This window comes from Chitinophaga sp. HK235, from assembly GCF_018255755.1.
Taxonomy (GTDB): Bacteria; Bacteroidota; Bacteroidia; order Chitinophagales; family Chitinophagaceae; genus Chitinophaga.
In genome coordinates, this window is the sequence record NZ_CP073766.1 from 3,921,955 (window position 1) to 3,936,213 (window position 14,259).

General features: G+C 48.8%; 8 protein-coding genes. All 8 read right to left on the reverse strand.

Going from position 1 to position 14,259, the window contains the following annotated elements:
- Position 1: 1 nt before the first annotated feature.
- Positions 2–1,510, reverse strand: coding sequence for a RagB/SusD family nutrient uptake outer membrane protein (locus KD145_RS14020; RefSeq protein ID WP_212006478.1), 1,509 nt, complete (start codon positions 1,508–1,510; stop codon positions 2–4).
- A gap of 10 nt (positions 1,511–1,520) precedes the next feature.
- Positions 1,521–5,000, reverse strand: a complete 3,480-nt coding sequence (locus KD145_RS14025) for a TonB-dependent receptor (RefSeq protein ID WP_212006479.1) — start codon at positions 4,998–5,000, stop codon at positions 1,521–1,523.
- A 96-nt stretch (positions 5,001–5,096) separates the two neighbouring features.
- Positions 5,097–6,245, reverse strand: a complete 1,149-nt coding sequence (locus KD145_RS14030) for a FecR family protein (RefSeq protein WP_212006480.1) — start codon at positions 6,243–6,245, stop codon at positions 5,097–5,099.
- A gap of 86 nt (positions 6,246–6,331) precedes the next feature.
- Complete coding sequence (locus KD145_RS14035; RefSeq protein ID WP_212006481.1) at positions 6,332–6,931, reverse strand: RNA polymerase sigma factor; 600 nt, start codon at positions 6,929–6,931, stop codon at positions 6,332–6,334.
- A gap of 363 nt (positions 6,932–7,294) precedes the next feature.
- Positions 7,295–8,335: an isoaspartyl peptidase/L-asparaginase family protein gene (locus KD145_RS14040; RefSeq protein ID WP_212006482.1), complete on the reverse strand. Its 1,041-nt coding sequence runs from the start codon at positions 8,333–8,335 to the stop codon at positions 7,295–7,297.
- A 34-nt stretch (positions 8,336–8,369) separates the two neighbouring features.
- A complete protein-coding gene (locus KD145_RS14045) occupies positions 8,370–9,407 on the reverse strand; it encodes a cyanophycinase (RefSeq protein ID WP_212006483.1) in 1,038 nt (345 codons plus the stop codon).
- Positions 9,408–9,427: 20 nt separating this feature from the next.
- Positions 9,428–10,831 carry a RagB/SusD family nutrient uptake outer membrane protein gene (locus tag KD145_RS14050; protein WP_212006484.1) on the reverse strand — a complete coding sequence of 468 codons (1,404 nt, stop codon included), beginning with the start codon at positions 10,829–10,831 and terminating at the stop codon, positions 9,428–9,430.
- A gap of 15 nt (positions 10,832–10,846) precedes the next feature.
- Positions 10,847–14,209, reverse strand: a complete 3,363-nt coding sequence (locus tag KD145_RS14055; protein WP_212006485.1) for a TonB-dependent receptor — start codon at positions 14,207–14,209, stop codon at positions 10,847–10,849.
- Positions 14,210–14,259: the final 50 nt, after the last annotated feature.

Sequence of the window (14,259 nt, forward strand, 5' to 3'; positions counted from 1 at the left end):
ATTATTTATAAGCTGGATTAGTTAAGATGCCACCGGAACGCAGTGCTTCCTTGTCCGGTATCGGATAATATTCATGGTAAGGACGAAGGTTGTTTTTGATGACCTCGTATTCTGTAGCAGATGTTGCGCTGACAGCTTTGAAGAAGGTACCCCATCTTACGAGATCCCATTTACGGCCGTATTCTCCCATCAGTTCGCGGGCACGCTCTTTCTTCACTTCTTCCAGAAATTGGTCTTTACCGGGATATGCCGGAAGTTTAAGGCCATCGTATGCTCTGGCTTTTACTTCGTTCAGGCATTGCAGTGCGAGTCCATTATCGCCGGTTTCATTGGCTGCTTCAGCCAGCATCAGCAGTGCGTCTGCATAACGGAATACTTTCTGGTTGTTGCCATCGGCGACGTTGTCCATGCCAGGACACCAGAATTTGGGGCCCATCCAGGCCTTGCCGGTGCCGTTGTTTTGCATGGGCCGTTTGAAATAGGTGCCGTTATAGCTGTAAGCCAGAATGATTTCCCGGCGTGGATCTGCATAGTCATACAGGCCCATGAAGTACTCAGTAGGTATAATGGAGACGAAAGGATTGGCTTTGGAGCCCAGTTCCGGTATGTTCACCCCATCATAGATGCTGGTACCGGATGTTTTGGTGGGCGTAAAGAAACAGGCCACAGTAGATGTTTTCCTCAGTCCTGTGGCCGACCAGGTGAACTGTACTTCAAAAATGGATTCAGCTGTGTTTTTATTACGGAACCAGGTATCCTGCAAAGGATACTGCGTCAGCTGGCCATAGATCTTGCGGATGGCTTGCATGGCATCTGCACATACCTGATATTCTTTATTCCACAGCGCCATCTTACCGATAAGCATATACGCCATGGCCGCGGATATCCTGTTTTGCGGCACTTCTGAAGTACGTGCCTGTGGCAGCTTCGGTGCATATTCCTGCAGTTCTTTGATCAGTTTATCACGCGTTTCCACGGCACTCATTCTGCCCAGCTTCATCACTTCTGTCAGCGCACTCAGGCTGTTGATGTTCTGCGTATAATACGGTACGTCATTGAAGGTGCTGGTGAGAATATAATAGTACAACGCCCGCAGCGCCACCGCTTCCGCTTTCAGCGCAGGTTTCCGGTCGGCAGCCACCTTTGCATTTTCAATGCCATAGATCGCCGCATTGCAATACATAATACCATTGTAACAGGCAGACCATAAATTATCGCCCATACCAGGATTGGCCGGTGATATTTCGAACTTGGCATCCAGCGCGGAAGAATTCAGGAAAGCCAGATCTGTAGCTGCTTCCTGTGCAATCATGAAGTCGGCTGTATAGACACTGTTGAGCGGAATATAACAACCATTCAAGGCAGCAATACACTGATTTTCATTTTGAAAAAACTCACCCGGACTAACAAAGCTGCTGGGATCTTCCTCCAGCAGTTTTTTACAACCGGTGGACAGGCTAACACCCGCCAGCAGCAGTAAAGAAAGGATATAACTGTATTTTCTTTTCATACCAGTACTTTTAGAATTTTAATTCAGCACCAAAAGTGATCGTACGGCTGGACGGATAAGCACCGTTGTCCATACGACGGATAGTAGAGCTACCACTCTGTGTAGACACTTCCGGATCATAACCATTGTAATACTTCCACAACACCAGATTGTTGCCACCCAGCGACAACGACAGTGACTGCAGCTTCTTATGTGTAATTTTACTCAGGTCAAAAGGATAGGCAATGGAGAAATTCTTGAAACGCAGGAAGGTGGCCGAATGCACAAACCGGTCGTTGGGAATATCATCTTTGGAATCAGCCCTGGGATAATCGGAAGTCGGGTTACGCACCGGATGCCAGGCATTCACCATATAACGGTATTGATTACTCAGATAAGTACCGGTGCCCATAAACAGTTCGGTAGGATTATAGATTTGACCGCCCACACTGTAGTTGAAATAAAAAGAAACACTCAGCTTTTTAAACCGTACTGTATTCTGTATCCCGCCATAGACCTCAGGATCAGCGTTACCCAGGTATACCATGTCTTTGTTATCGAGAATACCATCATGGTTTTGATCGATATAACGCTGACGACCGGGAGAATAAAAATTAACAGCAGCAGACGCATAGTTTTTATCTTTTTTGTTCTGGTCTATTTCATCCTGACTTTTCCAGACACCGGCGTATTGCATACCCCATAAGGCATTCAGCGGTTGCCCCTTTACATAGCCATACATCATGTATTGTGCACCGTAGGGATTATCGTATACAGATACTTTATCGAGTCCGCCGATATCTTCCACCAACTGCTTGTTATGCGCGATGGTGAAAGTGGTGGACCAGGAGAAATTTTTCCTGCGGATGTTTTCTGTGTTGATGGTCAGCTCAATGCCTTTGTTGGATGTTTTCCCGATGTTGGCCAGCCTGGAATTGAAGCCCGTATGAGTAGGCAACTGAACGGTCAGCAACAGGTCGGAAGTAAAACTTCTGTAGAGATCCAGGGAGATGTCTACCCTTTTGTTGAGGAAAGACAGGTCCAGACCTGCATTGTAAGAAGTGGTCTTTTCCCAGGTGAGTCCTTCGTTTTCAATACGGCCGGGATAATATGCTACTGGCTGTGTACCTGAGAAAATATAACCGGAGGATGTGGAGTTCATCCGGGATAAAGACTGATAGCGGGATATCGCATCGTTACCGGAAGTACCGCCACTCACACGAACCGACAGTTCGCTGATATCACGGAAACGTTTCATGAAAGGTTCACTGGTAACATTCCATTTGAAGGCGGCGGAAGGAAAGTAAGCCCATTTGTGATCTTTGGAAAAGTTGGAAGCACCATCTGCACGGCCGGTGGCAGTGAGATAGTATTTATTCCTGTAGTTATAGTTGATACGTGCCAGATGCGACATACGGCCCTGGTTCTCCAGTGATGAACCGATAGAGATGGTTTCTTTGGAAGGCAGTGCACCTATATCGTTGGTACCAATGTCATCAATAAAATAACCACTACCACTGGCGGTCATATTATTGAATTTTTTCTTCTGCAGAGTGAAACCGTACATCACATCTAGGTTGTGCGTACGGTTCCAGGAGTTTTTATAGGTAATGGTATTTTCATTCAGGATGTTATTATCATAATAACTGCGTTTATAGGCAGCTCCTCCGCTGTTGGCATTGGCGCGGGAAGGCATGGTAGACGGTGTGAACTGGTTCTCGTTTTTGCTGTAGTCTGTATAAGACAAGGTTGAACGGATGAGTATATTTTTCACCGGCGTGATTTCAATATAGCCCATAGAACTAAGGCTTTTCTCCAGTGCATCATTCTGTTTCAGCTCTACGTTGGCTATTGGCGAGTCAAACAGGGTGCCGCTGTACCATTGGGTATTCCAGTCGTTGAAACTGCCGTCAGGCTTGTAGGCCGCCATGGTAGGTGCCAGGAAAATAGTGGAACGGTACCATAACGTGCTCGTACCTACGTCGGCATTATTGAGCTTACGCATCAGCTGTGAGTAGTTGAACCGCACACCGGCCTTCACATAACGGCTGATGGTCCTGTCGAGGTTCAGACGCACCTGATAACGTTGCATGCCGCTGTTTTTGATGATACCCTGGTTGTCGTTATAGTTGGCCGAAAAATAATACTGCGTGGCTTTATCGCCGCCATTGGCCGACAGGGTATAGTTCTGATAAGGAGCCACACGGGTGATCTCTTTGGTCCAGTTGGTACCTTCGCCCAGGGAAAGCGGGTCCGGATAAGGGTATTCTTCCAGCGGGCGTGTAGGATTGGCTGAGTTGCTGAAATAAAAACGATCGTTTTGTAACTGGGCAAACTCGGTAGCATTCATCAGGTCCAGGTAGCGGGGCAATACAGAGCTGCCCAGGTCTGAGCGGAAAGTGAAGTTGGTTTTGCCCGAACGGTTGACACCGGATTTGGTGGTGATGATGATGACACCATTGCTACCGCGTGAACCATAGATCGCAGTGGAAGATGCATCTTTCAATACGTTGATGGAGGCGATATCAGAAGGGTTCAGCTCATTCAAACTGGTGATACCATCCATCAGACCATCTACGATATAAAGGGGTTCGTTGCTGGCGCTGATAGAACGGGTACCACGGATACGCACCGACGTACCGGCGCCAGGCTCTCCGCTTGTAGATACGATCTCAGCGCCGGCAATACGGCCCTGCAGCATCTGGTCCACCCGGGTGACAGGCAGGCCTTCAATATCGGCAGGACGTATTACAGAAACGGCTCCGGTAAGATCTTTTTTGGCCACTGCACCATAACCAATCACTACTACTTCATTGATGTCCTTTTTGGCGGGCAGCAGCTGTATGGTCAGTGGTTGTTTATCATGGGCCAGGGAGATCATTTTTCTTTCAAAGCCGATGTAGGTGATAAGCAGCGTGGCGCTACTACCGGCTTCTATACTGAACTCTCCTTTTTCATTGGTCTGTACACCACGTGTACTACCGGCCACGGCCACGGTAGCGCCGGGCAACGGATTGCCTTCATTGTCGGTCACTTTCCCTTTTACCGGCGGGTCTTTGGCCAGCTCCTTGCCAGCCTGCGCTGGTAGCACTTCTGCAGAGAGTCTGTTCTTCTCTTTGATGGTAATGGTTTTTACGCTGATCTCAAAATCGATCGGCTGGTCTGCCATCACAGTGCGGAGAAAATCAACCACGCTCATATCCTTTACCGTAATGGTGACAGGTTTGGTTTTACTGAGCATAGCCGTGTTGTAGAAAACAACGTATCCGGTTTGTTTTTCCAGGACATGAAAGATCTCTCTGAAAGAAAGATTTTTCCCGGAGAGGGTGATGGTTTGCCCCATAGTGCCGGCTTGTACCTGCAGGCATAGGATAGCAGCCAATAGCAGTATGCATGGCCATAAACGGAACCTGCGGCGGACAGGTTTACCGGATGGCCGGCTGCTGTTCAGCCGAGTCACCTGGCCAGGCTGAAGTGTAGTTTTTTGTGCGTAAAGCTGTTTTGTGAACATTATGATTTCAGAATTTGTATGAAGGATCATTACGGGCAAACGTTGCCCTGCTGCGCGTTCAGGCGCAGTAATAGTTGGTATGTAAATATGTATTGGTTACTGTGTGATGATTAGTTTTTTCCCTACCAGCTGATAATGTACGTTTGATATTTCCAATATCCGGAGCACATGGCTGAGACTCAGGTCCCGCTCCAGTTTCCCGCCGAAGCGGATATCGGGAATGCCTTTTTCATAGATCACTTCTATATCATACCACCGCTCCAGCTGGTTCATGACAGTTTGTATATTGGTATTGTCAAACTGAAACATACCTTCTTTCCAGGCGGTCACCTGGCTGGTATCGGCCTGCTGCAGACGAATAGCGTCATTGTTCATCACTGCCTGCTGACCGGGTTTCAGTATCATTTTATGTTGGGTGCTCACCACCTGAACACTACCATGCAATAGTGTAGTAGCCATTTCCGGTTCATTCGTGTAGGCGTTTACGTTGAATCCTGTTCCGAGTACTCTTATTTCCTGATGATCGCCGGTTTTTACCCGGAAAGGTTTGGTCGCGGCCTGCTTAATTTCGAAATAGGCTTCCCCGGTCAGTTCCACCACCCGCTCTGTTCCTGTAAAGGCGATAGGGTAACGGATAGAACTGGCGGCATTCAGCCATACTTCAGAGCCATCGGGCAGCACCAGATGAAAGATACGGCCACGTGGCGTGGAGAGTGTATTGTACGCGGCGGCCGTTTGCTGACCGCCCGAATAAATAATGCTTCCTTTTTGTAGTTGGATGGCGGCTCCTGTTGTGTTACTGATACTGCCAGGTTGCAGGCTGTCCAGTGCTACCTGGCTGCCATCGGCCAGTGTAAGCATGGCACTCTGCGATGCAGGCCGGATGTCTTGTATGGCCAGTGCCGCCGAACCAGATGGAACAATTGTCCGGGCACTATGCCGGAAATAAAACCAGGAAGCCCCCAGCAACAGGCAAACGGATGCAGCCGCCCACCAGCCCATGCGGACCAGCCGGTGCTGTTTCTTTCTTTGCATCCTGGTGTGCAGAATGATGGAAAGAATTTCCCCGGCCCGATGTTCCGGGAGAACCAGTTCCTCATCTGTTTCGGCAATTACCTCATCCAGCAGCCGCAACAGCTCTTCATCGTGCTGCGACTGCGCAATGAGCTCCAGCAGCTCCTTTTCCTCAGCTGCCGTATAGCTACGTTCCAGTGATTTACGAAATAATGACTTGAAATAAGACATCCTGTTGACCGGATTTATGACCGGTTATATCAAAAGAAATCCCTTAAAAAGAAAAATGGGTCAGCGGACTACAGAAAAAATCTGCTTCATAACAATTCCTTAATAATCAGCAGGGCGGCATAAGTGCCCAGATGGTAGCTGCAATAAGTGCGGATAAACTGCATCGCCTCTGCCAGATGGCGTTTGACGGTTTCCGGAGAAAGATTCAAGGCTTTGGCGGCTTCCTCTCTTTTCATGCCATGTTCCTTAATCAGATGGTATACTTTCTTTTGCTGGGGAGATAACTGACCAACGGCATCCTGTAATATCTGACGATACTCTTTCTCCAGCAGCAGAGAGCTGGAAGTATCTGCCGGTGTTAACAGCCATTCTTCCTCTTCGGTGATGGGGCGGTCAGTGGCACGGTGCGCCAGTTGCTTAAGTGTCTTAAACACACGATTGCGGGTAATGGTAAACAACCAGGCCGTAAAGTATTCCAGTTCGGGCAGCTGTTCTCTTTTTAACCATACTTTCAGGAATACATCCAGTACGATCTCTTCGGACAACTCCTCAGAACCGGTGATCTTAAACGCAATTGTGTATACTTTGTTACGATATTTACTGAAGAGCGTTTCAAAAGCTTTTTCATTGCCGCTGGCAATCGCACGGAACAGGTCAGTCTCTGTATGTAGCTCGCGGACGTTCATCCATATAGATTTTGGTCACAAATATAGTATGGTGTACAGGTCACTGTAAAGGCTATAGGAAAATCCGGTAACACGTGAAAATCTTATCGTTAGCTGCAAATCCGCCAGTGGCCGTGGATTCCGATGACCCCTACACTGATATCAGTCAGCCGGAATTCATAATTATATAACATTCACCCGGTAAAATAAAGATATAAATAAAAATCAACTATGATGGATGTGATTTTCCTGATAACACTGATGAGCGGAGATCAGTGTAAAAAGTAAAGGCTGTTTGATTGAATCAAACAGCCTTTACTTTTTATGTTAAAATTTCCTTCGCTAATATCGACGCTCATCAGGTCATCAGCAAAATCACATCCATTACGGTTCTTTGTAAATAGCAATTTCAATCTTCCCGTCTTTGGTAACAGTACCTCTGTACATGCCTTCCGTATTGAAAGGCATGGCCATGTTACCGTTTTTATCGAGGGCGATGAGACCGCCGTCGCCGCCCATGTCTCCTACTTTTTTGATCACGGTTTTACCGGCGTCCTGTACGGAAAGACCTTTGTATTCCATCAGGGCAGAGAGATCGTAGGCTACTACGTTGCGGATATAATACTCGCCCCAGCCGGTGCAGGATACAGCCACTGTATTGTTGTTGGCGTAGGTGCCTGCTCCGATGATGGGAGAATCGCCTACACGGCCGTATTTTTTATTGGTCATGCCACCGGTAGAGGTAGCAGCGGCCAGGTTACCCTGCTTATCTAACGCTACCGCACCTACGGTGCCAAACTTATTATCTTTATTAATGATACCCAGTTTGGCCGGATTCGTATAGGCGTTGGAGCGGGCAGCAGCCAGGGAGTCTTCTTTCAGGGCTTTCTGCAGCGCTTTCCAGCGGGATTCGGTCCTGAAGTAGGAAGGATCTACTATTTCCAGGCCCGCTTCTTTGGCAAATTTCTCAGCACCAGGGCCTATCATCATCACATGCTCTGATTTCTCCATTACAGCACGGGCTGCGCTGATAGGGTTACGGATCACTGTCACGCCGGCTACGGCGCCGGCAGCTCTGTTTTTACCGTTCATAATAGCGGCATCCAGCTCGTTACGTCCATCATGTGTAAACACTGCGCCTTTGCCGGCATTAAAAAGAGAATCGTCTTCCATTACCCGCACGGTGGCTTCTACCGCATCCAGGCTGCTTCCGCCGGACTGTAAAACACCATATCCTTTTTCCAGCGCTTTTTTCAGAGAAGCTTTGTAAGCAGCCTCCATCTCAGGCGACATATTCTTTTTCAGGATAGTGCCCGCACCTCCATGTATCACCAGCACATAAGGCCCCTTTTTCTGGGCTATGCCTGTGTTCCAGGACAAGGCCAGGCAACAAACCAGCAATAGATAGCAAAAACCTCTTTTCATTTTATTATTTTGATATTTTGTTATTTTAAGATAATCAAATCTGCTTCGTTTTCAACACGCCATTTTCCACCCACCACCAATACCAGGTACCACCGCTGGCAGCTGCAGGATCAAAGTCGGATACCCGGAAGCTGCCGTTGCCGGTGGCTGATGCCGGCACTTCATATACCTTCAGGGCCTGCCCGTTACAGTTCCACTGTAGTGGCTGCCCTTTCGCACAAAGTTCAGGTTTTTTAAGACTATCTGTCAATATAAAATAAGCTTTGCTGACACCAAATACTTTGGCCATACCCTGCTCGTCGATACACACGGCTGTTTTCTCATCCGGCGCGATGCCCCTGGGGAAAACACCATGATCGGTGATAATACGGCTCATAAACGTTACATGCCTTCCCTGACGATGACGCTTTACATAATGCTGGTCGCTGATCACCAGCGACAGATAAGGTGCATGCAGGAAGTCGTTGTTGTATACTGTGACCAGTGAGTCGTAGGGATTGGCCAGCACACTGTCAGACACGGCACTGCCTCCTTCTCCGCTGTAATACAGTCCGCTGAGGATGGCACAGCCCGCGCTGGTACCACCTACCGGCACTTTCTTCTCCTGCAGCAGGTAGTTGATCGCAGTCCCTGTTTTGGTGCCACGCCAGTTGTTCATATAACGCGACTGGTCCCCACCTGCAATAAACAACATCTCCGCATTACGGATGATCTGTGCTACAGTATCATTATTGGCCAGCTCCCGGCTGGTGATATTCAGCGTCTCCACAGAATTTACCTTACCCAGGGAATCAATGTCAGCATTATAACCGCCGTTGTTGGAAGCCGTCAGCACCACTACATCACCGCCACCGCTGCGTTCTATCATCCATTGAAAAGCGCCGTCTACATTACCACCACCGCCAACCAGTGCCACGCCTCCTTTTACCGGTGTGGTGACATCGGCCGTATCACCGATAATGCCGATAGAAGCCGGGCGCCCCGGCATGACACGAGGGGCTGTTTGTTGCTGACAGGCACTAAAATATATAGCCGTCACCGTTAACAACCCTATCAATTTATATCCTTTCATCTGACAATCTTATGGGTTTACTAATAAGGAGTATTCTGCACCATGTTTTTATTGGCTTTGGTTTCTGCATCCGGAATAGGGAATACATATCCCCTGTCACCAGGATTCAGCAATACCGCACCCAGTGTATTGATCGCGTCTTCCCGGTCTCTGGTCACCGGCAATTGTCTTCTGCGGAGATCAAACAAACGATGTCCTTCAAAAGCCAGTTCTTTAAAGCGTTCGTTATACAAAGCGGTGATCAGTGCATTTTTATCTGCAAAAACTTCCGGTGCATAACCGTTGATACGTGCAACACGCAGATCATTCAGGTCGGTGGCTGCTTCGGGGAGCCTGTTCAACTCTGCCAGTGCTTCTGCCCTGATCAGGTACATCTCACCGGTGCGGAACAGCTTAATGTCCGCCAGTCCTGGATTACCGGAGTTACCGGCATATTTGTTCACCAGATAAGCTGATTTACCAGCTCCGCGGGTATCATCATACCCGATATAGGAAGTGTAACGCACATCATTGTCTTTATCGAACTGTTTGATCAACTCGAAAGAAGGCACGTACAAGGCTACACGTTTTTTGAAATATACACCGCCAATCAGACCGTTGTTGGTACCGGCCATCTGTTTCAGCTTCCAGATTACTTCCGATTCATCGGTATCCTTCCAGATACCAGGGAACTTGCTTCTGGATGCCAGCGGTATGGCATTGATGGCTTCAGTGGCATAGGTTACGGCATCATCCCACTTCTTTTCGTATAGGGCTACGCGTGCCTGTATGGCAGCAACAGCCGCTACAGTAATACGGGTATTATCATCCAAAGAAGCAGGGACCAGCTTTTTGGCGGTTTTCAGGTCAGCTTCTATTCTGGTCATCACTTCTCCAAAAGTATTACGGGCAGGGGAACTGATCACAGAAACATCCATGAATGGTACCCCCAGCGCACTGGCAGTATAGGACTGCGCGTAACTCTGCAGCAACTGAAAATGACAGTATGCTCTCAGTGCCAGCAACTCGCCCTGGTACTGTACTTTCTGTGCCACCTCATCGCCTTTGGCAGGTATCTGCGGTAAGGCCGCCAGCACGCGGTTGGCGCGGTCTATCGTTACATAATACTCATCAAAGGAGGAAGTGATGGTACCACTTCCGGGATCTATCTGCCAGCGGTAAGAGGCCACTCCCCCGCCGGTACCGTTTTCACTGGGCAACATACATTCGTCTGTTACCAGCGACACATTGTATATCGTATTATAGGTAAGTCGCGTGTAAGCGCCCAGCAGACCGCCGTTCAGGTCAGACACATTGCGGAAGGTTCTTCCCGGGTCAATGATCTTGTCGGTAGGCGACAGGTCCAGCTGTTTGTTGCACGAAAGCAGGCATACCGGCAGCATCAGCGCCAGGTATTTAACGGTATGTTGAAAATAACGGATCATGATGTGCTGCGTGGTTTAAAAGTTAACGTTCAGGCCAAAGGTGTAGGTACGTGCGCTGGGATAATCGAAGCGCCCTTCGCCATTGGCATTTTCCGGGTCAAAACTTTTCCATTTGGTCCAGGTGTACAGGTTCTGGGCCTGAGCAAAGATCTGTACGCCCTGTACAAATTTCAGCTGCGACAACATTGTCTTCGGCAGATTATAACCGATGCTGACATTCCTTAAGCGCAGATAAGAAGCATCCTGGATATCTCTGGAAGAATAACCGCGTTTAGTGCCAAAACGAGGCAGGATCGCGTTATCACCAGGTTTCTTCCAGCGGTCGTACAACATGCGTACAGACTGATTACTGCTGGCGAAAGCAGGGTTTTCGTTGTAATAGTCTTCATTGAGATAACGCATGGTTTTATCTGCGAAAGTGAACAGTGCATTCAGATAAAACCCTTTCCAGTTCACGCCGGTATTGAAGCCACCGGTGAAGGGCGGGATATAGGTACCAAATTCAGCTACACTGAGGGCGGTTTCGTTATAGTCGCTGGTGGTTTTGCCGCTCCTGTCGTAATACAGGGGATTGCCGGTCTGCGGGTCTACACCGGCCCATTTGGGCGCATAGTGTGAGCCATAAGGCAGCCCTACCCGCACAATCTGTGAAGTGCCCTGCGCAAACTCATTGGCACCACCCAGATCAGTGATCACGTTTTTATTATAGGCGAAGTTAAAACCAACGTTCCAGGTGAAATCCTTACGTTTCAGCACATCAGCCTGCACATCCATTTCAATACCTCTGTTGCGCATAGCACCGGAATTGAGGAACATATTGCCGAAGCCGGAAGTGATAGACAGCGGCTGATCTATAAACAGGTTGTTGGTAATCTTGTTATACACATCTGTCACGATGCGGATACGGTTGTTCCAGATACCGAGGTCGAAGCCGACGTTGAGCTCTTTGGCGTATTCCCAGTCGTAGCCAGGGTTGCCGGGTTGTGAAGGCACAATGGCCGGATGGCCTGCATACTGGTCTGTTCCATAAGTGCGGAAGTAAGCAAAGGGTCCCAGTGTAGAGAAAGGATTGGCGGAAGTACCATAGCTGGCGCGGAAGCGCAGGTTATCCACAAAACTTACATCTCTCAGGAAATTTTCCTTTTTCACTTCCCATCCGATACCCACAGAATAGAAGCCATGCCACCTGTTGGAAGGAGGCACGGTAGAAGCGCCATCATAACGGAAGCTGGCGTTCAGGGTATATTTTTCATCAAAGGTGTAACGGCCTACTGCAATATAAGAGGCCAGTGCACTGCGGGTACGGCCGCCCCCCAACACAGGGCTGAAAGGCGATCCTGGCGTAATGGCCGCCGGCGTGGCCGGCAGACGGCCGTCCAGGTCGAAGCCGGTGTAGTCAAAAGCGCGGTAGTTGTTCTTTGTAAATTCGAAATAACCGGACACTTCAAAATCGTGGCGGTTGGCAATATTTTTTGAATAGGTAAGGCCAGAAGTAGTTACCAGGGTGAAGTTGCGGGTAACGCCTTCACCGAAGCTGCCTTTTGCTCCGTTGTCTACTTTGTAACCGGAGTAGGAATCCGGGTTTACATAACGTTCTGTGGTGGTTTCTCTGAAATCGAGTCCCAGCCTAGTTTTGGCCACCAGCCCTTTAGCAATGGTGAAATTCAGGGATGTACCGATGATGCTTTTCAGCTGGTTATCTTTACTGCTGGTATTCAGCAGGGCTTCGAGTGCGTTGCTGCCTTCACGCAGATCGTATACAGGGTATACATCGTCGTTCCAGTTGGTGACCAGTGTACCATCTGCAGCATAAGGATATTCATAAGGCAATGCGTAATATACGGCTGCCAGCGGGTTCTGGCCGCTGCTGGAAGCTTCTCTTTCAATGAAGGAAGATTCTGAATAAGCGAGGCCCACGTTGATGTTAGCGGTCAACCGGCCGGCATTGAAGTCCACATTGTTTTTCAGGCTATAGCGTTTTAAGCCGGAGCGTCTGGCGATACCCTGCTGATCGTAATAGTTCAGTGAGCTGTAAAAACGAACGTTATCATTGCCGCCGCTGGCGCTCAGCTGGTGTTCCTGGAACTGGCCGTTTTGCAGGAATATTTTGCGCCAGTCGGTGCTGGTATTTCTCAGGCTGTCCAGTATATGATCGGCTTGCCTTTGTTCTTCCGGTGTTTTGGTGGCATAGTCGGGGTTCTTTTTGGAGTACTCCCAGCCGGGGCCCAGATTGGAACCGGTTTCCAGCCCTATTTCTTCTTCGAACTGCAGATGTTCTGCGGAGTTCATCATCTTGAATTTGGGCGTGGTCATATTGGAGAAACCGTATTGTGATTTATAGGAGAAAGATACTTTGCCGGCTTGTCCTTTTTTGGTGGTGATAACGATCACACCATTGGAGCCACGAGAGCCATAGAGTGCTTTGGCGGAAGCATCTTTTAAGACCGTCACGGAGGCGATGTCTTCCGGGTTGATGCCCTGAAACTGTCCTGCTTCAATAGGAATACCGTCCATCACGTACAATACGGAGGAGTTACCGTTGATGGTACCTACACCTCTGACAGTAACGGTGGCAGCTGTTCCGGGCTGACCGGAGCCGGCAGACACCATCATACCAGGCACACGTCCTTGCAGGATCTGTTCAAAGCTGGCCATCGGTACTTGTGTTATTTTGTCGGACCCTACTACGCCTGCAGAAGCGGTGGATTTATCCCTGGCATAGTTCGTATAGCCGGTTACCGTTACTGCGTTCAGTGTTTTCACATCTTCCTGCAGGGTAACATTAATTTCGTGTCTGTTACTGATCTCTATCTGCCGGGTAGTGTAACCTACCAGCGAAAACTGCAGCAGACGGGCGTTATCAGGTGCGGTGAGTGTATAGGTGCCATCAGCAGCGGTAAGTGCGCCGGCATTAGTGCCTACCGCTCTTACCGTAACACCCGGCAGCGGGAGGTTATCGGTGCCTTTTACTGTTCCGCGGATGGTCATATCTGCCGCGGCTTTGGTGACAGCATGGTCGTTGGCATATACTACTACCAGCCCGTCTTCTTTCTGGGTCCAGGCCAGGCGGGTGCCGGCAAAGGCTTGAGAAAGTACAGCTTCAAGTGTGGCACCTTTGGCGGAAACAGACACTTTCCTGTCTTCCGGCAATGTCTTGTCATGAAATACAAACCGGTAGGCGGTTTGGTGTTCCAGGGTTTTGAGTAACTGTTTGATACTTGTTTCCCTGACTTGCAGGGTAATGGATTCCTGCGCGAAACAAATAGCCTGTACCTGCAGGCAGGTCAAAAAAAGAAAGATGGTCAATTTCATAGTGAGCAACAGTTTGCCGGCGGGAACAGATTTCCCTTTCCATTTCAGGAATACAAGTTTTACCATACCTTTGATTGGGTTTAGTTGATGATCGTACAGGACATTATCTGGCCTAT